A 22,709-nucleotide genomic window follows, 5' to 3' on the forward strand; every position below is an offset into this window, starting at 1 on the left:
ATCGCCAGCCTTGCGCACGGCATCTCGCCCGGTAATCCCGGCCTCTGCCACAGCCGCCAAAGCCAGCGAAGACAGCGTGTTCCGCTGATAGTCCGCTTCCAGCGCCTGACGCACGCTGGCCGCCAGTGTACCGTTTCCGGCACCATCTTCGACAATGGCATACTGCTGCAGAGGCTCGGCCCGTTTCAACAGGACCGGCATGAACCCGCCCAGAACGGCAAAGAACGGCAGACTGAGCAGCGACAGCCAGAACCCGACCGTCTTTACATAGGCCAGCACTTCACGCTGGGCGATCAAAAGGGTGCGGTTCATCGGGCGGTCTCCGTCACAGCGGCATCCGTCTTGTGTCTCTGGTCATCGTCCGGATTTGCCCCCGTCAGGGCGATAAAGGCGTCGTGCAGCGATGGCTCTCGCAAGGCGAAACTGCGCACGTCCATGTTCGACATGAATGCCGTCCTCAAGGTCTGCTGCACCTCGGCATCGGGAGCCAGACGGGCCTTAATGCTCAAAACGTCGCCGTGCTGCTCGACCTGTTCAAAGCCGCTGATGCCCGGCAGGGCCGCAACCGACTTCAGGTCCAGCGCACCGTTGATTTCGAGGAAGCGCGGCGAAGTCGCCCGCGCCTGCTCAACCGTTCCCTCGAAGGCCTTTTGGCCGCGCGCCAGCAACACAACCTTGTCGCACAGACGCTCTGCATGTTGCATCACGTGGGTGGAGAACAGGACAGTCGCGCCATTTTCGGCCAGCGAGCGGATCATCGCCTCCAGCCCCTGCTGGTTCATCGGGTCCAGCCCCGAGAAGGGCTCGTCCAGAATGACAAACTCTGGCTGGTGAACCACCGAGGCGATCAATTGGACCTTCTGGGCCATGCCCTTGGACAGGTCCTTCATCTTTTTCTTCTGGGAGTCGCCCAGGCCCATCTGTTCCAGCATGTCACGGGCGCGCTTGCGGCCTTCGCTGGCAGGGAGGCCCTTGAGCGAGCCGAGATAGGCAATGGCCTCGACCGGCGTCATTTTTTTATAGAGGCCGCGTTCTTCGGGCAGGAAGCCGATCCGGTCGCGTACCTTCCGCCCGTCGTCCGCGCCCAAGATTTCGATGGAGCCGGAGGTCGCCGCCTGCAGGCCCAGAATCATGCGGATGCTGGAGGTCTTGCCTGCGCCATTCGGTCCTAGAAAACCGCAAATCTGGCCGCGCTGAACCTCGAAACCCAATGATTTTACGGCTTGAAAATTGCCGTAACTCTTACTGACGTCAGACAGTCTGAGAACAGTCGACATGACACCTCCTCGCGCCGTTAGGCCGTTGTGATAGCAGTCACGGAAACATGCCCATTGCGCAAGCGGTTAAACTACCGGCGAGAGGTCTCCGCTACCTCTCGCCGGTAATTCAGTAGCTTAGAAGGCGTAGCTCAAACGCACGCCGCCCAGATGGCTGTTGAAGTCGCTGCCGAAACGGCCGCGATACGACACCTCGACATTGGTCTTGTCGCCAAGGCGGTGCGACAGGCCCACCGAAGCCAGTCCTTGCGAGCCAAAGGGCAGATCAACCGTTTGCGCCAGCACCTTGGCCGTGTTGCCGTAAATACCGGTGCGCGCGTCGTCGCTGTTGTCGCTCAACGTGTCGCGCCAGCCGCCTTCGACGAAGAACTGGGTCCGCTCGGTGCCGTGCTCCAGCCGCAAGGCCACCTCGCCTGTCACCGCGTCCAACTTGCGCTCGGCATAGTGATAGTCGGCGGCCGGTCCAGCCTCAAAGAACTCGTCGACCGAGGTGTCCACCCAAGCGACGGCGACGCGGGGTGAAATCCCCAGATTGCCCTGCTGGAACCACATGCCCCCTTGTGCGCGTGCACCAAATGACTTGCCCCGCGTCGAAGTCGTATGAACCAGCGGAGCCAGAGCGGTCAGGCGTTTGACGTCATTATAGTCGTCCTGTGCCGCGCCAGCAGCGAGGTTCACAAACGCCGTTTCCGAGCGCCAACCGCCGTAAACGTCGATGCTGAAATTATCGATGTCCGCGGTGACAACGCCCGCATCCAACTCTGACTGGCGGATACCGCCCGCCAGACCGAAGCGCACGGTCTCATTGCCGGTCTCGAGTGCGAGGCGGGCACCATAACCGTCCGTCTTGACCTCATCGATGACCCCGCGGGCGTCGGTCTTGGCCGTGCTAGCGAGGAGGGACATGGTCAGGCGCGTGCCCTCGCCCCACCCTTCGCGGGTGGAAAGGACGCGGGTAGCTTCGTCCAGATCGTCTTCGCGACTGCGCCATGACGTTTCGCCCAGCACTGCCATGCGCGAACCCGCCGCGCCGTAATAGATGTAGTCATCGACCAGCGCGGCGATGATGGAGTGACCCTTGGTGGTGGGATGCACGCCGTCGAAGTAGAAATACTCGCCGGGGTTGGCGCAGACAGTCACGCCGTTGAAGCAGGCAGCGGTCGCATTCTTGATACCAAAGGCAGCGGGATCAGCCGCGATGGCGTCGCCCGCCGTGAACAGGTCGACCTGAATGATATTGGTGCCGCCATTGGCCGCCGCGACGCTGGCCAGATTGTTATAGAGCGCCGTGTTGAAAGTCGTGGCCGCAAAGTCTGCCAGCGGGGCTGCTGCGGTATTGCGGAACTGTGGCGTGACGCTGAGGCGCGGAAGGTTGGTGACGACGATAGTCCCCGCCCCTGCCTGAGCAACCGATCTGACCAGACCGGCCACATCGGTCGCTGCAGAACGCGAGGTCGTGGCGATAGTCCCGGTCGGGTTGGTTGACGCCCCTGCCGCCGGAAGCCCCTGGAAGATATTGTTGGCACCGCCCAGTACGCTGACTAGATCGCCACCACCGAACTTGCCCCCACGGGCCAGATAGGTGGCGAGTTGGAGCTGCATACCCAGCGGAGCTGTTTGCGAGTCGGTGCGGGCACCGCCAAAGGCCATGTTGATGCTGCCGGTAACGGGGCCGTTGAAGTTGGCTGCGTTAAACCCGAGTTGCTCGGCGAAGGTGCGACCGTCCGAGAACCGGCCCTGCCAATATGGCGGCGAAGCGGGCTGGGTCCCGCCGGTCGCACCATAGAGGTTGCCGTTGTCTGACAGACTGTCGCCAAACACGACCAGTCGGTCATAGGTCTGGGCCGAAGCCGCCGAACCGGACATGGCGACCAAAGCCACCGCCAGTGCCGCAGAGGCGGCACCCGTCATCAAAGCCTTCATAGATCATCCTCCCGCCAGCCATCAACTTGTGGCTGTTGGAAGGAGGATGCTCCCGTTTGAAGCGATTACAATACGCTGTGCGGCCAAATCATCGCTGTTGAGACGATTTCCTGACCTGAAACGGCATTAGTGCAACATGCGGAACTTCACCGTTCCGGGGATCAGCCGGAGGCGTTTAACCGCCTCGATATCGTACTCGCGGTCCACATCGATGATGACATAACCCGTTCGCTCGTCGGTCTTTAGGTGCTGGCCCAGAATGTTAAGGCCAGCCTCGGACAAGCCACGGTTCAACTCGGCCATCACGCCCGGCTGGTTCTTGTGGATGTGCAGCAGACGGTGGGCGCGGCTGACTTCCGACAGTTGCACGTTCGGCAAGTTCACGCAGAAGGTCGTGTCGCCACGGTTCAGATAGTTCAGCAGTCGCTCTGCCGCGAACTCGGCGATGGCTTCCTGTGCCTCCTCGGTCGAGCCGCCAACGTGCGGGGTCAGGATAACCTTCTCCAGACCGATCAGCGGGCTGTCGAACGGGTCGGAGTTTGTGCGCGGCTCTTCGGGGAAGACGTCCACTGCGGCACCCGCGATACGCCCTGACTTCACGGCATCGGCCAATGCATTCACATCCACGATGTGACCGCGCGCGAGGTTCAGGAACAGCGCACCGTCCTTCATCTTGGCGAACTGGTCGCGGCCAAAGATGTTGGCGTTGTCCTTGCGGCCATCGACGTGCAGCGTGACCACATCGGCCTCGGCCAACAGGTCGTCCAGCTTGCGCACGCGACGGGCATTACCCAGCGCCAAACGCTCGTTCAGATCATAGAACAACACGCGCATGCCGAGGTTTTCGGCAAGGATCGAAAGCTGGCTGCCAATAGCGCCATAGCCAACGATGCCCAGCGTCTTGCCACGGACTTCGCGCGAGCCGGTCGCCGACTTGTTCCAGATACCTTGATGCATTTGACGCGACTTGTCGGCCACATCGCGCATCATGACGATCATCATGCCCAGCGCTAGCTCGACCACCGAGCGGGTGTTGGAATACGGCGCATTGAACACGGCCACGCCCTTGTCGGCACAGGCGTCCAGATCGATCTGGTTGGTGCCGATGCAGAAGGCCGCAACAGCCATCAGGCGGTCAGCATGGTCCAGAACTCGCTTGGTCACGGTCGTCTTGGAGCGGATGCCCAGAACGTGCACCCCCTTGATCGCCTCGATCAGGTCGTCCTCGTCCAACGCGCCTTTCATGGTCTCGACGGTATAGCCCGCCTCCTCCAGTCGCTCGACCGCCGCCGGATGGATATTCTCCAGCAGTAGCATCTTGATGCGGTTGCGCGGATAGGACCAGCGCCCCGACACACCTTCGGCAAACAGCACCTCGTCCAGAGACGCCGCAATGGCGTCGGCGACCTCGGTCACCTTGGGGCGGCTGACAACTTCGGTGAAGGCATAGAAACGGTCCGCAGCGCCGGCCAACTTGACCTCGGCGTCATTCCAGCCATCGCCGACGATAACCACCGGCCCTTCGAGATTCAGCGACTTGATAACGGTCGGCTTGCCGTTTTCGCGGGCCAATGGATTGGCTTCGTTGACGCCTGTGACGCGGCCGTCTTCGTCGTAAACCAGTTCATTGGCCAGAACGTGATCCGGGGCCAAGCCCAGACGCGCGGCCAGCGGGGCAATGATCTCGGTGAACCCGCCGGACAGAATATAGATACGTTCCGCATTGCGCTCGAAGAAGTCGACGTTGCGACGGATCGAGGTGGATGCCTCGTCCAGAATGCGGTCGGCCAGCGCTTCGACGTGCTCTTTACGCAGTCCCAGCAGGTCCAGACGGGCCTTCAGCGCCTCGCCAAACCCGATCTCGCCGCCCATGGCCCGATCAGTCAGTTCGGCGATCTTGGCCTTGCGCTCGTCCGCATCAGGAGCGGCCGCGAGCGACAGCTCGGCCAGAGCCTCCAAAGTCTCGATCCGAACCAGAGTCGAATCGAAATCGAAAACGAAAACGGGCGAAGCATTCAGAGGCGAGGTCATGCCCCGCAACTAGCCCAGCTTCGCACTTGCAGCAATAAAAAGGGGGCACAAAGCCCCCCGCGACGCATGAATTTTCCAAGACGTCGCTTTTTACCCTCACTCCCCCTTGAGCTTGCGATTCTCCAGAGCGATGGCACCGATACCGGCGGCAATCAGAGCCACGGTCAGGAGGGCTGCACCCTCGCGCTTGTGGTCGCTGGCGAAATCCAGTGCGGACTCTCCGGCATGGCGTACCGAGCCCATCCGCTTCTTGCGATTGTGGCGACGACGGCGGTCATAGCGCCAGTCGGCGAGGCGCTCGCGAGCCCCTTCGGCAAGGCCGCGTGCACGGTCCCCAAGATCGCGCGCACGGTCCCCGATGTCATGGCCGAAATCCGATGCGCGTTCACGTAGGTCATAGCCAAGGTCGGATGCGCGCTCTCGCGACGTCTCGGCAGCATCCATCGTATCCTCGCGGACGCGGCGACCAAAGGCACCCAGACGCTCGCCTAGACCGAGTTCTTCGGCCCATTGGCGCGGGCTGAGGCGTTCACGAATGACCTCGATGCGGCGCGGACCGGTGCGCTGGCGAAGGAACAGGGTGGCAAAGCCGATACCTGCGAGCACGGCCACTGCACCGCCCACAATGCCGGGATGCTTGCGAACTTCTTCGACCAGATCGTCGATCAGATTGGTTTCTTCGAACATATGCACCTTCTGCAGAGCCGTAGGGATCATTGAACATCAGCGGTTGCTGAGGACAAGAGTTCCCGATTTTTCGTGTTCTCGCGGTGCCGCTTGCCCCGTTACGAACGTGCAGTGCGGCCCCTACCCCTTACAAAACGCAAGCCGCCTCCCTATGTTGCGCGGCTTCGAGACAATCAGTGTTTTAGGACCCAAAGTGACCGACGCATCCGCCCCTAACAATGCCCTGCATGACGATCTGGCTGCAGCCTTCCAGATCGATGGCTGGCCGGTGCGCGGCCGTCTTGTTCGTATGGGCAAGGCTATCGATACCATCCTGTCCTCGCATGACTACCCTACCCCCGTCGCAAACCTGCTGGGCGAGGCTGCGGCTCTGGCTGCTCTGGTCGGCTCGGCGCTGAAGTTTGACGGTCGTCTGCTGGTGCAGGCGCAAGGCGACGGTCCGGTTCGTTATGTGCTGGCCGACTATGGCACCGATGGTACCATGCGCGGCTTCTGCCGCTATGATGAAGGTGAACTGGCCGAGGCCATTGCCGCCAAGCCGAACCCGGGGGCCGAAGACCTTCTGGGCAAGGGCGTGTTCATCATGACGCTGGACCGCGGTCCGGACTTCGAGCGTACGCAGGGCATGACCCCTATCGAGGGCGACAGCCTTGCCTCCTGCGCCGAGCACTATTTCGTCCAGTCCGAGCAGATCCCGACCAAGGTCAATCTGGCTGTCGGCCAGATCACGACCGACGAAGGCACCCAGTGGCGTGCCGGCGGTGCCCTTATTCAGGTCATCGCAGGCGACGAGTCGCGCGGTTCGACCGAAGAGGTCTGGGACCGCACCCGCGCACTGTTCGCCACCTTAAGCGATGACGAGCTGGTCGATCCGACCATCACACCGGAGACCCTGCTTTACCGCCTGTTCCACGAAGACGGCGTGCGTCTGGAAGGTGCCAGCGACCTGAAGGCCGTTTGCCGTTGCTCGCGTGAACGCATCGTCACTGTGCTGCAGTCCTTCCCCGAGGACGAGCGCGCTGAAATGGTTGAAGCCGACGGCAACATCCATGCGAACTGCGAATATTGCTCGACCGATTACGTGATCGATCCGGCAGAGGTCGGTGCTGCCGAGATCGACGCCGCTGCCGTTCGCCACTAAGGCCAATCCAGAATGAACAAAGGGCGCTGCGGCTTTGGCCACAGCGCCCTTCTTCTATTCGTCATCGATAAGACTAGTTGTTCAGATCGAGCGAGTAACCGGCAGAACGCACGGTGCGGATCGGATTGACCGTTCCATCCACGTTCAATGCCTTGCGCAGGCGTCCGACGTGGACGTCCACGGTGCGCGCCTCGACATAGACGTCCGAGCCCCAGACAGCGTCCAGAAGCTGTTCACGGCTGAACACGCGACCGGGGTGTTTAAGGAAGTGGTCCAGCAGGCGGAACTCCGTCGGGCCAAGATGGATTTCGCGTCCTGCGCGGCTCACGCGGTGGGCCACACGGTCCATGATGATGTCGGCGTGATTGACGCGATCATCGGCCAGACCCGGGCGCAGACGACGCAATACTGCCCGCATGCGTGCCGTCAGTTCGGTCATCGAGAACGGCTTGGTCATGTAGTCGTCCGCACCGGTATCCAGACCACGCACGCGGTCCGTTTCCTCGCCGCGAGCAGTCAGCATGATGATCGGCAGGTTTCGCGTTTCGGCCTTGGCGCGGATGCGGCGGCACAGTTCGATGCCTGACAGCTTGGGCAGCATCCAGTCCAGCAGCACCAGATCGGGCTGGCGCTCCTCGATCATCAGCCAGCCTTCTTCCCCATCGCCCGCGACGGCTACTTCGTAGCCTTCCTTCTCCAGATTGTACTGAAGGAGCGTCGACAGCGCGTCCTCGTCTTCCATCACCAGTATATAGGGTTGCAACTTGGCACTCCGGTCTGTGAGACGTCAGTTCAACTCAAAGGGTCAGTCGTCAGCCGACGGATCGGTCGAGGCCGAAATCGTCGGAGTGGGCGAAGCATCTTCGCCCGGAGCCGGCACGGCACGCGGGCGCTCGCCCATCATGTCCTCACCGGTGATCTCGTAATAGACGGCTTCGGCGATGTTGGTTGCGTGGTCGCCGATGCGCTCGAGGTTCTTTGCCATGAACAGCAGGTGCGTGCAGGCCGTGATCGTGCGCGGGTCGCCCATCATATAGGTGAGCAGTTCGCGGAAGAGCGCATTGTAGTGCTCGTCAACCTCGTCGTCCGTTTGCCACACGCTCATGGCGCGCTCGACTTCCGACGCCGTATAGGCATCCAGCACGTCACGCAGGCGGTTCGACACCAGACGGCCCATGCGCTCGATCGAGCGGGTCAGGACCTGCATCGGCTCGCCTTCGGCGAGGATCAAGGCGCGCTTGCCGATGTTCTTGGCGAGGTCACCGGTACGCTCGAGGTCCTGAGCCAGTTTGATGGCACCCAGAGTGCGGCGCAGGTCGCTAGCCACCGGCTGACGAAGAGCGATCAGACGGATCGCCTTCTTCTCGATGTCGTAGTGCAGCGTGTCCAGCTTGACGTCGCGCTCGATCACCGCGCGAGCCAGTGCCACATCGCGGCGGGCCACGGATTCAATGGCGTCTGCCACCTGCGCCTCGGCCAGACCGCCCATACGGACGACCTCGGCCGTGAGCTGGTTCAGCTCGTCACCATAGGCTTTGACGGTATGCTGGTTCATGTCGCCCTTAGCCGAAACGGCCAGTGATGTAATCGAGCGTGCGACGCTCGCGGGGGTTGGTGAATATATCTTCGGTGTCGCCGGTTTCGACGATGTTACCCATGTGGAAGAAGGCCGTGCGTTGCGAAACGCGGGCGGCCTGCGCCATCGAGTGGGTGACGATCACAATGCAGTAACGCTCGCGCAGTTCGTCGATCAGCTCTTCGATCTTGGCTGTCGCAATCGGGTCCAGCGCCGAGCAAGGCTCGTCCATCAGGATGACTTCCGGTTCGACCGCAATGGCGCGGGCGATAACCAGACGCTGCTGCTGACCACCCGACAGGCCGGTGCCCGGCGCGTGCAGACGGTCGGCGACCTCGTCCCACAGACCGGCACGCTTCAGCGCCGACTGGACGATGTCTTCCAGTTCCGACTTCGAGGATGCGAGGCCGTGGATTTTCGGGCCATAGGCCACGTTCTCGAAGATCGACTTCGGGAAGGGGTTCGGCTTCTGGAACACCATGCCCACCTGGGCACGCAGAAGAACAGGGTCGATCTTCTTGTCGTTGATGTTCACGCCGTCCATCTCGATGCGGCCTTCAACGCGCGCACCCGGGACGGTGTCGTTCATGCGGTTGAGGGTACGCAGGAAGGTGGACTTGCCACAGCCGGACGGGCCGATCAGGGCGGTGACCGCCTTGTCCGGAATGTCGAGGCTGACGCCGTGCAGGGCCTGCTTCTCGCCGTAGAAGACCTTGACCTCTTTGGCCGCGATCTTGATCGGACCCAGCGGTGCGCGGGCGGAATCGCCCACAGCCGGAGCGGTCGACATGGAAGCGGTACCGGCCGACAGGCCTTCCGGTGCGCGGGTAATCTTGGAGTTCATAGGCATTACCACCGACGTTCGAAGCGACGACGCACAACAATGGCGGCGGCGTTCATGACGATCATGAAGGCGAGAAGGACAAGGATGGCGGCTGCGGTCCGTTCGTGGAACGCGCGCTCCGAGGCATTCTCCCAGATATAGATAAGCGAAGGCAGAGCACCAGCCGGTGCGTCAATCGCTGCCGAGATACCCGGCACGAAGCTGATCATACCGATCAGCAGCAGCGGGGCGGTTTCGCCCAGTGCGTGGGCCATCGAGATGATCGAACCCGTCATCACACCCGGCATGGCCAGCGGCAGGACGTGCTGGAACACGGTCTGGGTACGGCTGGCACCCATGGCCAGAGCCGCTTCACGGATCGACGGTGGGACGGCCTTCAGCGCGGAACGGGTGGCGATGATGATGGTCGGCAGCGCCATCAGCGCCAGCACCAGACCACCGACCATCGGGCTGGCACGCGGCAAGTGCAGGAAGTTGATGAACAGCGCCAGACCCAGCAGGCCGTAAACAATCGACGGCACCGCAGCGAGGTTGTTGATGTTGACCTCAATAATAGCGGTCAGCCGGTTACGCGGCGCATACTCCTCAAGCCACACAGCGGCGAACACGCCGACCGGAATGGCAATGAAGGCAGTGACCATCAGCATCAGGGCCGAACCGATGACCGCGCCCAACAGGCCAGCCAGCTCGGGCTGGGTGGAGTCGCCGTTGGTGAACATGGCACTGTTGAAGTGCGAGCGCACCAGACCATCGGCTTTAAACTTGTCCAGCCAAGCCATCTGCTGGTCGGTCACGCGGCGGAACTCTTCGGGCGTATCGCGGGTAATCTTGCCCTTCAGATACATCTCCGCATCGTCCGAGAGCGGGGTCGAGATCGGCAGGGTCTGACCGATCAGGGCCGGCTGGGCGCGGACGCGGTCGCCAGCGATGAACTTCAGCTCCGACGACAACAGGTCACGCATGGCCTTGGTCTTGGTGCCTGCAGCATCGTCGGTCACGCCCATGCGCGCCATTTGCTGCTCGGCAACCATCAACTCGAAGTTGGTGCCCTGCGGGTAGGCGCGATCAATACGTGCCGGATCCATATAGACCGGCAGCGTCACGCTGTGCGCGTAGAAGGCCGTATAGCCCTGCATCACAATGCTGCTGAGCAGGATGACGAGGAACAGCAGCGCAGCGCCAATCGCGGCACGTCCCGCCCACTTGAAACGGTTCTCGCGGGCATAGCGCGACTTCAGGCGGGCCTGAAGCTTTTGCGTGCGGGCACCGACAGCGCCCGATGGGGTAACGGCGTCAGTCATATTGTTCACGGTAAGCTTGCACGATACGCATGGCGACCACGTTCAGGGCCAGGGTGACGACGAACAGCGTCAGGCCCAGACCGAAGGCGGCCAGCGTTTTCGGGCTGTTGAACTCTTGGTCACCCGTCAGCAGGGTGACGATCTGAACGGTCACGGTCGTGACGGTTTCGAGCGGATTGAGCGTCAGCTTGGCGGCCAGACCGGCGGCCATGGTCACAATCATGGTCTCGCCGATCGCGCGCGACACAGCCAGCAGCAGAGCGCCGGCGATACCCGGCAGAGCGGCGGGCAGAAGCACCTTCTTCACCGTCTCGGACTTGGTTGCGCCCATGGCGTAGGAGCCATCACGCAGCGACTGCGGCACCGCGTTCATGATGTCGTCCGACAGCGACGACACGAACGGGATCAGCATGATGCCCATGACCGCACCGGCCACCAGAGCCATCTGGTTCTGGACCAGCAGCAGATACTGGCCAATGCCGTCCAGCGGACCACCTGCCAGCCATCCACCGATGGTGTTGAAGAAGACCCGCAGCGCCGGACCAACCGTCAGGGCCGCGAAGAAGCCGTACACAACGGTCGGAACACCGGCCAGAACCTCCAGCAGCGGCTTGACCACGGCGCGGGTCGTCTTGGATGCGTACTCCGACAGATAGATGGCCGAGAACAGGCCGACCGGCGCGGCAACCGCCATCGCAATCAGCATGATCAGGAAAGTACCCGCGAACAGCGGCACAGCGCCGAACGCACCCGACGAGCCGACCTGATCGGCGCGAATAGCGATCTGCGGGCTCCATTTGGTGCCGAACAGGAACTCGAATGCCGACACCATGCTGAAGAAACGCAAGGAGTCATAGACCAGCGAGAAGATGATGCCGACGGTCGTCAGAACCGCAACGGTCGCACAGGCGAACAGTACGCCCACGACCCAGCCTTCGACCGCATTACGGGCACGCAGCTCAGGGCGAATACGGAAGGCGACGAAAAGTGCGCCCAGAATGGCGGCAATCACTGCGGCGGTCATGCCACCCCAGCTCAGGGCTGCATGGATGCTATGAGCACGGCGGCCCTCGGTCGGCAGCAGTTCCGCATAGGGCGCGGCCCAGATCTGCAGCGCCTCACCACCCTGCCCCACGCGACGGGCATCGGCGATGAAGGCTTCGCGGCGGAACGGCTCAAGCTGCGAAACCGCTTCCGGCGCACCCGCAGCGATCAGTTGACGCTCAATCGGTGCAGAGAAGACGGCAGCAAGGATCATCACGGCCAACGCCGGCGCAAGCACACCGATAGCGGCGTACAGACCATGCTGGCCCGGGCGCGAATGGGGTTTGACGCCTTGGCTACGACGCACAGCCAGCTTGCGACCGCCCCAGAAGGACAGCACCGCAAACACCGCCATGAAAATCAGAAAAATCCAGGTCATTCAGATCCGAGGGGCACACTTAACAGTCCCCCGAATGGAGGACCTTAAATTCGGGCCGAAACTGCCCGCGAAAGGCGAGCGGAATAAGACGGATGCATGACAGTTCTGTTACACGCCAAGGCCGCATAAATAGCAGGGAAAAGCATCGCAAGTTGAAGCGCGAAGCTATTGCAAACTATAGGATTTCTTCCAAAGTTTCTGCAGAGGCGAGCTGGCGTTGCGGGGCTATTGGGAAGGCCGCAGCGAATAAAGCGCCGGAACCCAGCACACTTTCCACAGAAAGTGCGCCGCGGTGACGGATGACAATGTGACGCACAATGGCCAAGCCCAGCCCCGTACCTTGGCGCTCACCGCTTTTTTGTCCCTCGATACGGTAGAATCGCTCGGTGAGCCTTGGCAGGTGTTCGCGCGCCATACCCGGACCGTGGTCCCGAACGGTCACGACGACATATCGCGCGCCCTGTTCGCGATCTGGCGTCACCAGTGACAGGCGCGTGCTTTCCTGCATGCGCGACACCATGGTCTCGTCCAGAGAGCGGTCCCGCTCGATGGTCAGTTCGATATGGCCGCCTGCGGTGGAGTACTTCAGCGCATTATCGACGAGGTTCTGGACGACCTGAACAATCTCGTCGCGCTCACCGATGACGTCCGCACCGCCAATCCCCAGATCCGCCCGAACGGTCACACCGCGCTCTCGCGATATGACGCTGACGGCGTCCAGCACGTCCGAGGTGGCTCGTGCCAGGTCGACCCGACCGTGGGGTGCGATGTGCTCGTTCAACTCGATACGCGACAGCGACAAGAGGTCGGCGACCAGTCGACTCATGCGATCGGCTTGGGTTGCCATGATGTCGAGGAAGCGGTCACGGGCCTTGGGATCGTCCTTGGCATGCCCCCGCAGCGTTTCGATGAAGCCTGTCAGAGAGGCCAGGGGCGTGCGAAGTTCGTGGCTGGCATTGGCGAGGAAATCCACACGCATGCGCTCGATGCGGCGCAGATCGGTCTCGTCCTTGAGGGTCAAAAGCGCCAGGGGTTCCTGACGCCCTTGCCCGTCACGGGCAGGCAGCGGGTGGACCTGCGCGCGCCAGTGCCGTTCCTGAGCGCCGCCACCGATATAGTCGACGCGGCAGGCCTCGTTCAGGAATAGCGCCTCGTCGACCGCTTCCAGCACTCCCGGCTCGCGGATAACCGCAACCAGCAGCGTCCCGCTGTTGCTAATAGGGAAAAGCTCGCGTGCAGCGGCATTGGCCAACAGGATGCGGCGGCCCGCGATATCGTCGGCCTCGCCGCCCGCGATAATCATCATGGGATCGTAGCTGGCCTCGAAAACGTCAGCCATCAGGCCGGCGTCGCCCGCTGCCTCGACCTGTGCGTCCATTGCCACGGGAAGATGCGACTGCTCTGCCGGTGGCGTGCGGTTCACGATCCATGTGGTGAATGCAACGGCCAGCGCACCGAGTACCAGCCACCCTGCCAAGCTGGGCTGCATGACGGCCAGAACCAGCATTATCGTGACCGCCATCCCCCCACTGGCTCCCGCCGTCCAGAGACGGGACGAAGCAACGGGCGCAACAGGCGAATGCTGGGGATCGTAAGCCATCGAGGTCCAATACAAGAAATCAGCGCGCGAACATTAGCCCACGGTGCCGTTTTCGTCGTCTTTATCTTTGCGTTGCGACACCAGCGCGACGTTCACCCCGGCGTACGCAAATAGACTTTGCTATTCACACCACATAGAAACGGGATACCATCGTTATCCAAGTGGTGGAGGTCGTCTGATGGAGCCGATTCTCGGTTGGCAAACAGTAATGCCTGACACCCGATATTGGGTTGCCAGTCTGTATGCCATGGTCATTTTCGTGCTGGCGATCAGCACAGTGCGACTGGCCCTGCCCCTGCCCGAAAGATGGCGCCGTATCATCGGCGTCATGGCGCTGGGCCTCGTGGCACACGGGCTTTGGTGGCTTCCCCATCTCGACTTCGTCGAGATGACGGATCGTCCTGTTGGCCCTTTTCTCTCCTGTCTGAGCCAAGCCATCGCAGTCATCAGCCTCGATCTGGCCTACCGGTTGGAGATCGCCAGCCCTCGGTCCTCGCGCCCTCGCCTCATGTCCTATCTGGCAGTTCTGTCTGGGACCCTGGGGACATCCCTGACAATCGTAGTCGGTAATCTAGCGATTACCTTCCCCGACACACTCGGTTTCAATCCGACGGTCATCGCAATGGTCATTCTGGCCCCTGGCCTGATCGCACTTATCGGCTTTCATCCGTTCGGCAAGAACTGGCCACTCAATATCGCTCTGGGAACGGTAGCCATCGGGCTGAGCGCAGGATTAGCTCAGTTCGGCTCGGATTTGGCATCGTGGGGTGGCCCGCCATATCTTTGGCACGTGTCCAGCATGACCGCATGGGAGCTGGCGGTCGGTACCACCGTCATCCTGTGCGTCGGCATTCTGGCCTATGCCATCTGGCGGTCCCAGCAGCGATTCGTTGCCAATCTCAGATGCGCCATCGAGGCCTTGCCGGTGGGCTTGGCCCTGTATGATCAGAAGCGCCGGCTGCTGGTCTGGAACGAGGCGCTACGGAGCCTGTCGAGCAATCCAAAGCCCGATTTTCGCGTGGGAATGACCTATACCGAAGCCCTCAAGGCGGGCCTGAAATCCAGCCTGTTTCCTGCAAACGCCGCCTTCGATCCGAAATGGTTGAAGAACAAGCAGGAACAGCATGTCCCCGGGGACTGGATATTGAAATCACAGGACGGCACACGCTGGGTGCGGCTACAAAATCGCGAGATTGAAGACCGCGGCCTCGTCACCCTCTCGTCCGACTTTACCGAACAGAAGAAACACGAAGCCGAACTGGCCGCCGCTCTAGAACAGGCGCGAAGTGCCAACGTGGCCAAGAGCCGATTTCTGGCCAACATGAGCCATGAAATCCGCACGCCGCTAAACGGAATGGTGGCCGTTACAGAGGCGTTGTCGCGGTCGGCGCTGACGCCCACCCAGTCCGAGATGGTTGCGCTCATCCGCTCGTCGAGCGAGACCTTGCAGATTTTGCTGAGTGACATTCTCGATTTGGCGCGGATCGAGTCCGGCCAGATGAAGATATCCAACGCGCCGTTCGATCTGGTGCGGTTGGTCGACGACACCCAGAACCTCTACGCCAACGCCGCCAGTGAAAAGGGCGTGCAGTTCACCTGCCACATCGCGCCCGAGGCCCGCACCTGGGTGATGGGCGACGCGGTGCGCACCCGCCAGATCCTCAACAACCTGCTGTCGAACGCCGTCAAATTCACCAATGAGGGTCATATCTCTCTGTCGGTCAGTCGGCGTAGCACTAACCTGCTGATCCGCGTGGACGACACCGGCATCGGATTCGAAGCGGCGAACCTGCGCCACCTGTTCGGGCGGTTTGCACAGGCCGATGACCAGATCACCCGTCGCTTCGGTGGCTCGGGCCTTGGACTGTCGATCTGCGCTGAACTGGCCGACATGATGGGTGGCTCCGTTGACGGGACCAGCCAGCCCGGTCTCGGCTCCAGCTTTACGGTGTCACTACCGCTGGAGCGCATCACGCCGCCGAACCCGTCGCCGGATCCCGCCCCCAGCGCTCAGGCATTGGCCAATCCTTCCAGTCTGGCGTCCAAGACGGGCCTGCGCATTCTTCTGGCCGATGACAACGCCACAAACCGCAGGGTCGTAGAGTTGATCCTCGACCCGCAGAACTTCACGCTATTTCAGGTCGAGAACGGCCAGTTGGCGCTGGATGCCCTTGAAAACCAGACCTTCGACCTGGTGTTGATGGATATGCAGATGCCGGTCATGGACGGCCTGACGGCCACTCGTATGATCCGGGAACGCGAGACCGAACGCGCTCTGCCGCGCACTCCGATCATCATGCTTACGGCCAATGCGATGCCCGAGCATGTGGCCGCGTCCCTTGACGCCGGTGCCGATGCCCATTTGGCCAAGCCCTTCAATGTCAGCCAAATGCTGGAACTGACCTATCAGCTCACCAACCAAAAACATCAGCCCGCCTGATTTCTCAGGCGGGCTGACTGGCGCAACAGCTAGGAGCGGCGGATCACTCGTAGCCGTGTGCAGCCTCGTTGATCACTTGGCTCGGCATGGACGAGAAATCCACGCTGAGCGTCGAGTTGGCCTTGGCCTGGAAGGTCTTGATCACATGCTCAAGCCGACGACGCGTTTCGCGTTCGGCATCACCGGAACCGCTGAGACCCAGCGGGGCGAGGCAGTAATCAATGATGGCTTGCGGACGTGTCAGGGGCTCCATGTGAACCCTCCTTTTTCTGAGGCGTGGGGGACGTATTAGGCGGCGTGGAACTGTGCCGTTTCGGTGGAGTCTTTCAGAGCCGTGGTCGAGGACTGGCCCTGCGAGATGACGGTGGCGACATCGTCGAAGTAACCGGTGCCGACTTCGCGCTGGTGACGGGTGGCTGTGTAGCCGATGGCTTCGTTGCCGAATTCGCGCTGTTGCAGCTCCGAATAGGCAGCCATTCCGCGATCACGGTAGCCCGAAGCCAGTTCGAACATGCCGTTGTTCAGGCTGTGGAAGCCGGCCAGCGTCACGAACTGGAACTTGTAGCCCATGGCACCTAATTCGCGCTGGAACTTGGCGATGGTTTCGTCGTCCAGCTTGGCCTTCCAGTTGAAGGACGGCGAGCAGTTGTAGGCCATCAGCTTGCCCGGATATTTCTTCTGGACGGCCTCGGCGAACTTCTTGGCGTCGTCCAGATCGGGGTGCGAGGTTTCCCACCACAGCAGGTCGGCGTATTTGGCATAGGACAGGCCGCGCGCGATGCAGTGATCGAGGCCGGTGCCTTCCTTCAGGCGGAAGAAGCCTTCCGGCGTGCGGTTCTCACGGTCGATGAACTGATGATCGCGCTCGTCGATGTCCGAGGTGATTAGCTGGGCCGATTCAGCGTCGGTACGGGCAACCGTCAGGGTCGGCGTGCCGCAGACGTCGGCAGCCAGACGTGCTGCGATCAGGTTGCGCTCGTGCGCTTGGGTCGGGATCAGAACCTTGCCGCCCAGGTGGCCGCACTTCTTCTCCGAAGCCAGTTGATCTTCGAAGTGGACACCAGCGGCACCGGCTTCGATGAAGGCCTTCATGATTTCAAAGCTGTTCAGCGGACCACCGAAACCAGCTTCTGCGTCGGCAACGATCGGAGCGAACCAGTCGCGCTTGGCGCCACCCTCGGCGTGCTCAATCTGGTCGGCGCGTTGCAGGGTGCGATTGATGCGGCGGCACAGTTCCGGCGCGGCGTTGGCCGGATACAGCGACTGGTCCGGATACATGGCCGATGCGGTGTTGGCGTCGGCCGCAACCTGCCAGCCCGACAGGTAGATGGCTTTCAGTCCAGCGCGAACCATCTGCATGGCCTGGTTGCCCGTGACGGCACCCAGAGCGTTGATGTACGGCTCCGAGTGCAGCAGCTCCCACAGGCGATTGGCACCGCGCTCCGCGAGGGTGTGGGTGATCGGCACGGAACCGCGCAGACGCTGAACATCAGCGGGCGTGTACGGGCGCTCGATACCGTCGAAACGGCCAGCGGGTGCGGGAACCAGATCAGCGAAGGTCGTCATTGGCGTTCTCGTCTCTGCGATGGTGCGGTCAGCGCCGCGTCACAGTTGAAAGAACACGCATCAGTCACAAAAGACACAGCGCCTGACACGACATTGATGTCACTTAGTCACAATATGACTTGACGCTTTCGGTCACATTATGACCTAACTGCGGTATGCAGGAGAATACCGACCGCAAACTCTTTCTCGGAGCACGCCTGAAACGGCTGCGCCGCGATCTTGGCCTGACCCAGACGGCGATGGCAGAGGATCTGTCGGTCTCGCCATCCTATCTGAACCACATCGAGCGAAACCAGCGCCCCGTATCGGCACAACTGCTTCTAAAGCTGGCCGAGACCTATGATGTGGACCTGCGCACCCTGAACCGTGCGGGCGCTCTAGACGAAGCCCGCCTCAGTGAAATCCTCGCCGACCCCGTGTTCAAGGGCGTTGCAGCGCCGCGCCATGAGCTCATGCAGGTGGTCGAGGAAGCCCCTGCCGTAGCCGAGGCCCTGCTGCGGCTTTATCAGGCCTTCGACGACCAAAGGGCACGCGCCCGCGCCGCCGCCGAACAGGGTGAAAATCTGGAAGACGCCGCGCCCGCCGACTGGGTGCGCGAATACATTCAGTCGCGCGGCAACCACTTCCCCGATCTGGACCAGTTGGGCGAAGCGATGGCAATTGTTCTCGCCAATGAACGGCCACCCCATGCAGAGGGGTTCGAAGCCAGCGCCAGACACCGACTGGCGGTCATCCATGGCCTGACCGTGCGGACCTTACCAACGGAAGTCATGGTGGAGTGGACCCGCCGCTTTGACCTCCATCGCCGACGCCTGTTGCTGAGCGAGAGCCTCGGCCCGTCGTCGCGGGCCTTTGCCGTGGCGTATCAACTGGCCCTGTCCGAACATGGTGCCGAGTTGAACGCGCTGGCAGAAAGCGCGGGAGCGCCCGATCCCGCGACCCGTAATCTGCTGAAAGTGGCGCTGACCAATACTCTGGCGGCCTGCATCCTCATGCCCTATGGCGCATTCCATCGCGCGGCAGAAGACACCCGCTACGATCTCAATCGCTTGGCCGCGCGATTTGGTGTTTCGTATGAGCAGATTGCCCATCGCCTGACCACGCTGTCGCGTCCCACGGCGCGCGGCGTTCCCTTCTTCCTGATGCGGGTCGATCAGGCCGGCAATATCTCGAAACGGTTTGCTGCCGACGCCTTTCCGTTCTCGCGGTTTGGTGGAGCGTGCCCGCGCTGGCGGCTGCATTCCGCCTTCCGCACCCCCGGCCGCATCATCACCCAGATCATCGAGACACCCGCTCAGGACGGCAAACCGGGGGGGCGCTGGTTCACCTTCGCCCGCACCGTCGAGCGCCAAGGGCGCGACGGGTTTGGCGAGGCACAGGATTTGGCCATCGGCATGGGTTGCGAGCTGCAACACGCTCACCGTCTAATCTACGCCCAAGGACTGGACCTTCAGAATCCGGATGTGACTCCAATTGGTCCAGCCTGTCGTCTGTGCCACCGCCATCCGTGCGCCGAGCGGGCCGCCGCCCCTATCGACCGCCCGCTCGCCGTCGATGACTGGGCCAAGTCACTCAGCCCCTATCCATTTGCCTCAGCGTAGGACCACGCGGTCCCCCTCCAGCGCAACGTCCCAGCCCTCGAGCAGAGCCAGCACTGCCGCCTTGGGATCGCGGGTTCCGTTGTTCACCATCTCGAGCATCAGGCTGGCCTGTTCGGGTCTGCCCCCACGGCGGGCGTACAGGCTCATCCAGTCCTGAACCGTCACTACGCCGTCACGCCGGTTCTCGCTCAGCAATAGGCGAACGAAATCGAGGAAATCCCCGCCGCTCTTTCGCCGCTCGGCTGTTTCCGCCGCCATCGCAAATACCGCTCCGCAGGCATAATAGGCTCGGTGTTCGCCCCGCTCGCCAGCGGAGCCCAAGGGGCGGGCTGCATATTTCACGCAGTCATCAATCTCGGTCTGCAGTTCGGATTTGTCGTCATAGGAGGGGTCACGCGCCTTGAGCGCCCTCACGGCCATCAGGTCTGCGCCGCCCTCCGTAATCCACGCGTCGCGGGCGTACTCATAGCGCAAGGTCTGGCCCAGCCAGAAATGGGCTGCCTCGTGGGCAATAAACCACAAGGCGCGTTCGCGAATCTCGGGATTAGGCTCTTCGATGCCGCGCCCTTCGAAGCTCATGACAATCAAACCCGGAAGCACGCTGCCGCCCATGCTGGTCATGCGCTGGGTCGGGCCATTCCATGCCGCCATAAGCACCGGCTTTTCTGCTCCCGATGATGCTGCCCCGAGGCGCTGTCGGTACCAGCGCCCCGTTGCCGGTGCCGCATCCGCCAGCGTGTTGGCCATCCAATGCGGCAGCGCCGGATCGATCACGGCGGTGAGACCCTCATCGCGCGTTACATCCGCCTGACCCAACAGAACGTAGGACCGCTCATACTGCGTAATCAGTTCCGGTCGTCGCTCGCCCGCATAAAGGACCGGACCTGCCTCGTCGCGCCAACGCACCTGCGTCGGGCCCGTAGCCAGATCGACACCATTCAAATCCGAAGGAAGCGCGGCGACAGCGGCCACGCTCTCCATTGGAAAGACCGTCATCTGCCGCGTCGGCAGGGCCACAGCGCCGTTGGAGAATTTCAGCGTCGGATATTCCGCCTCCAGATCGACGGCTTTTGGGGTTATGCGAATATCGACCGTGCGCGGCACCGGCCCGCCGTCCACACTGCGCAGGATGTCGTAGAAGCCCACCCGATCCAGCACGACCCCCGGGGTCAGCACCTGCCATTGGCGTGGGCGCCACGGTTCGCGCACCTCGCTCATCAGCGCGGAGTCAAAAAAGGCCCAGACGTCGGCGTCGCGATCCAACTGGTACTGCAGGTGCAGCGTATCGCCCTGTCGTATCACGCTGGCGCTGGCCGAGGGCGCTCCGCCGCGCTCGATGGGCGGAAGCGTGGCACACCCCGTTAACAGAGCCACCACCGAAACCATTGCCGCCACACCTGCGCGAATATCCAAAGCCGACTCCTGAAAAACGTGGCGGCCCAACGTTGCCGTTCGCCGCCACAGTGTCAGCTTACAAATCGGCAAGGTCGCGGCGGGTTCCCGTCCCTTCCTCAGCCGATGGCTGCGCGTGCCTTTTCCAGTTCGTCGGCCATCACATCCTTCAGGCGTTGCGGCTCCAGAATTGTCGCCTCGCCGCTCCAGCTGAACAGGTGCCAAGCCAGTTCGCGCATGCCCGAGGCGCGGAAGCGTACGATGACAGCCCCATCATCCTGATCTTCGATCGCCTGCGTTGGATGCCAGCGCCAGCCGCGCGCCTCGTTGGCGGCTTCGGGCGAAATTCGGATGGCGACGTCCTCGATCTGGTCTTGATAGATACCGAATGACTGGCTGGCGAAGGCCGCCAGATTGAAGTCGGCCGGAGGGCGGGCCGTCCCCTCACCGGCCATGACGCTACTCATCCGGTCCAGTCGGAAGGTCTGGATGCGATCGTTGGCCGGATCATAGGCCACCAGATAGTTAGCCCGCCCGAACATCAAACCGCACGGGGTAACCGTACGGCTTCGCGCCTCGGCCCCCGGTCGCGAATAGATGAAGTTCAGCGGCGCTTCGGCCAGAACTGCCCCGCGAATGGTCGTCAGAACTGTTTCGTCCGCTCCGGGGCGCGGCCCCGCCTGCACTGCGATGGTTTCGGCCCGTACCAGTGCCTCCAGATCGGGTGCCATGCGGTTGAGCGTGGTCGAGCGCATCGCCGCCTTGATCTTGCGCTCCAGACTTTCCAACGCCGCCGCCCGCGCCGGATCGCCGCCTGCGTGCAGGGCGGCTGCGGCCTTGGTCAGCTCCAACATTTCGGTTGCGGTCGGAGCCTGCTCGAACGCCGACAGACCGCCACGGATGCGCCAACGCTTGGTGGGGGGATCAGAGATTTCTTCCACCTGCGGGAAAAGCATCAACACCGCGTCGCGCATGCGCTCGGCCGTGCGGCGCCCTACGCCCAGCTGGCCTGCCATATCGTTGATGGTCATGCCCTCGGCACTGGCCGCCATGCCGCGCGCCAGATCGATAACCATGGCTGCCTTGTCGTGGCGCATGAAACTTCTCCACAGAGATACGACCGAGACTGACGCAATACTGTTTCATAACGCTCTGGTCAGCAAGAGGCAGACGCCTCCCAACCGGAGTTTTCTACAGATGGCTTTCTCGTTCGCCCGCACCGCCCGCACCCAATCGGACCGCAACGCCCAGAGCCCGTATGCCGTGGCACCGACCCTGCGCCCGTTCGAGCGTAAGTCGTTTGCCGACCGCTATCTGATCGTGCCGTGCGAAACCGAGACCGATCTGGCTGTCATCTGGGACTGTCAGGAAGAACAGGTCGTTGACGTGATCTGCGCCCCGATGGGCCGCTATTCCGAAGAAGACGCCATGTGGGACGAGTTCCGCAGCGCCTCAGAACTGGCCGCACTGGCCGCCTGATTTCCGTAAGGGCTTCAGTGGACGAGCGGATCCGGCTTTGCGATCCGCCCCGCCAGCGTCCACGGCCCTTGCGGAACAACCCGCACCCACGCCCCCGCCGGTGCACTGAGCCAGTGACCGTCGCCGGGGTTGGAGGTCTCGCGATGCACCGGACCGCCCGTCGCGATTTCCAGCGTCAGTGGCGAGCCCATATAGGTCGTCCACATCTCTTCGCTTTCCATCGGTGTCCACTGCGGGTCTTCCGCACCGATCAACAACCGGTAGGAAGCAATCTTTTCGGCGTCGGCTTCCTGATGCGGCAGGACACGGAAATAGCCACCCTCCGGATGCGGCGTCAGGCCGAGGTTCATCGCCACCTCTTCTGCCGTGAAATCGTCGTCCGTATCGCTCATCGCGCTCGCCCAAGGGGAAGTCAGAGCGTGGCTATA

General features: G+C 62.2%; 19 protein-coding genes and 1 pseudogene. 4 read left to right on the plus strand and 16 right to left on the minus strand.

The window, feature by feature from the left end; all coding sequences use genetic code 11:
• From OB03_RS03640 to OB03_RS03660, 5 genes and pseudogenes are all read right to left on the minus strand, one after another.
• Nucleotides 1-312: pseudogene (locus tag OB03_RS03640) on the minus strand (ABC transporter permease); the annotation flags it as partial.
• A complete protein-coding gene (locus OB03_RS03645) occupies nt 309-1,277 on the minus strand; it encodes an ABC transporter ATP-binding protein (RefSeq protein ID WP_461343265.1) in 969 nt (322 codons plus the stop codon). The pseudogene OB03_RS03640 and the gene OB03_RS03645, both read right to left, overlap by 4 nt.
• 117 nt (nt 1,278-1,394) lie before the next feature.
• Entirely contained in the window at nt 1,395-3,200 is a 1,806-nt protein-coding gene (locus tag OB03_RS03650; RefSeq protein WP_242913931.1) for an autotransporter domain-containing protein, read from the minus strand.
• Between the two features lie 126 nt (nt 3,201-3,326).
• On the minus strand, nt 3,327-5,231 hold the full coding sequence (gene serA, locus OB03_RS03655) for a phosphoglycerate dehydrogenase (RefSeq protein ID WP_242913930.1): 1,905 nt from the start codon (nt 5,229-5,231) through the stop codon (nt 3,327-3,329).
• Nucleotides 5,232-5,327: 96 nt separating this feature from the next.
• Nucleotides 5,328-5,918 (minus strand): hypothetical protein, encoded by a 591-nt coding sequence (locus tag OB03_RS03660; protein ID WP_461343266.1) that lies wholly within the window; start codon nt 5,916-5,918, stop codon nt 5,328-5,330.
• A gap of 193 nt (nt 5,919-6,111) precedes the next feature.
• Between OB03_RS03660 and OB03_RS03665 the strand changes: the two genes are divergently transcribed.
• On the plus strand, nt 6,112-7,059 hold the full coding sequence (locus tag OB03_RS03665; protein WP_461343267.1) for an Hsp33 family molecular chaperone: 948 nt from the start codon (nt 6,112-6,114) through the stop codon (nt 7,057-7,059).
• Nucleotides 7,060-7,132: 73 nt separating this feature from the next.
• On the opposite strand, the gene phoB is transcribed toward OB03_RS03665, so the two are convergent.
• The 6 genes from phoB to OB03_RS03695 form a co-directional block, all read right to left on the minus strand.
• The gene (gene phoB / locus OB03_RS03670) at nt 7,133-7,822 is read right to left on the minus strand and encodes a phosphate regulon transcriptional regulator PhoB (RefSeq protein ID WP_242913927.1); all 690 of its coding nucleotides are present in this window, start codon (nt 7,820-7,822) and stop codon (nt 7,133-7,135) included.
• 42 nt (nt 7,823-7,864) lie between these two features.
• On the minus strand, nt 7,865-8,614 hold the full coding sequence (gene phoU, locus OB03_RS03675) for a phosphate signaling complex protein PhoU (protein WP_242913926.1): 750 nt from the start codon (nt 8,612-8,614) through the stop codon (nt 7,865-7,867).
• Nucleotides 8,615-8,621: 7 nt separating this feature from the next.
• The gene (pstB, locus tag OB03_RS03680) at nt 8,622-9,425 is read right to left on the minus strand and encodes a phosphate ABC transporter ATP-binding protein PstB (protein ID WP_242914073.1); all 804 of its coding nucleotides are present in this window, start codon (nt 9,423-9,425) and stop codon (nt 8,622-8,624) included.
• A gap of 59 nt (nt 9,426-9,484) precedes the next feature.
• Nucleotides 9,485-10,780, minus strand: a complete 1,296-nt coding sequence (pstA, locus tag OB03_RS03685; protein ID WP_461343268.1) for a phosphate ABC transporter permease PstA — start codon at nt 10,778-10,780, stop codon at nt 9,485-9,487.
• The gene (gene pstC / locus OB03_RS03690) at nt 10,773-12,203 is read right to left on the minus strand and encodes a phosphate ABC transporter permease subunit PstC (RefSeq protein WP_242913924.1); all 1,431 of its coding nucleotides are present in this window, start codon (nt 12,201-12,203) and stop codon (nt 10,773-10,775) included. Before pstC ends, pstA begins: the two co-directional genes overlap by 8 nt.
• A 175-nt stretch (nt 12,204-12,378) precedes the next feature.
• Nucleotides 12,379-13,725: an ATP-binding protein gene (locus OB03_RS03695; RefSeq protein ID WP_461343269.1), complete on the minus strand. Its 1,347-nt coding sequence runs from the start codon at nt 13,723-13,725 to the stop codon at nt 12,379-12,381.
• Between the two features lie 256 nt (nt 13,726-13,981).
• Here OB03_RS03695 and OB03_RS03700 point away from each other — a divergent pair, with 256 nt between their 5' ends.
• Nucleotides 13,982-16,243 (plus strand): ATP-binding protein, encoded by a 2,262-nt coding sequence (locus OB03_RS03700; protein WP_461343270.1) that lies wholly within the window; start codon nt 13,982-13,984, stop codon nt 16,241-16,243.
• 43 nt (nt 16,244-16,286) lie between these two features.
• Here OB03_RS03700 and OB03_RS03705 read toward each other — a convergent pair whose 3' ends face one another.
• Nucleotides 16,287-16,496 (minus strand): hypothetical protein, encoded by a 210-nt coding sequence (locus tag OB03_RS03705; protein ID WP_242913921.1) that lies wholly within the window; start codon nt 16,494-16,496, stop codon nt 16,287-16,289.
• 35 nt (nt 16,497-16,531) lie between these two features.
• Nucleotides 16,532-17,809 (minus strand): isocitrate lyase, encoded by a 1,278-nt coding sequence (aceA, locus tag OB03_RS03710; RefSeq protein ID WP_461343271.1) that lies wholly within the window; start codon nt 17,807-17,809, stop codon nt 16,532-16,534.
• Between the two features lie 155 nt (nt 17,810-17,964).
• Between aceA and OB03_RS03715 the strand changes: the two genes are divergently transcribed.
• On the plus strand, nt 17,965-19,410 hold the full coding sequence (locus tag OB03_RS03715; protein WP_461343272.1) for a helix-turn-helix domain-containing protein: 1,446 nt from the start codon (nt 17,965-17,967) through the stop codon (nt 19,408-19,410).
• Here OB03_RS03715 and OB03_RS03720 read toward each other — a convergent pair.
• Both OB03_RS03720 and OB03_RS03725 read right to left on the minus strand, forming a co-directional pair.
• Nucleotides 19,402-20,823, minus strand: a complete 1,422-nt coding sequence (locus tag OB03_RS03720) for a hypothetical protein (protein ID WP_461343273.1) — start codon at nt 20,821-20,823, stop codon at nt 19,402-19,404. The two genes, OB03_RS03715 and OB03_RS03720, sit on opposite strands and share 9 nt — an antisense overlap.
• 98 nt (nt 20,824-20,921) lie before the next feature.
• A complete protein-coding gene (locus OB03_RS03725) occupies nt 20,922-21,899 on the minus strand; it encodes a helix-turn-helix transcriptional regulator (protein ID WP_242913917.1) in 978 nt (325 codons plus the stop codon).
• A gap of 100 nt (nt 21,900-21,999) precedes the next feature.
• Between OB03_RS03725 and OB03_RS03730 the strand changes: the two genes are divergently transcribed.
• Nucleotides 22,000-22,281 carry a hypothetical protein gene (locus tag OB03_RS03730; protein WP_242913916.1) on the plus strand — a complete coding sequence of 94 codons (282 nt, stop codon included), beginning with the start codon at nt 22,000-22,002 and terminating at the stop codon, nt 22,279-22,281.
• A gap of 14 nt (nt 22,282-22,295) precedes the next feature.
• On the opposite strand, the gene OB03_RS03735 is transcribed toward OB03_RS03730, so the two are convergent.
• A complete protein-coding gene (locus OB03_RS03735) occupies nt 22,296-22,673 on the minus strand; it encodes a cupin domain-containing protein (protein ID WP_242913915.1) in 378 nt (125 codons plus the stop codon).
• Nucleotides 22,674-22,709: the final 36 nt, after the last annotated feature.

This window comes from Brevundimonas sp. GN22, assembly GCF_054824005.1.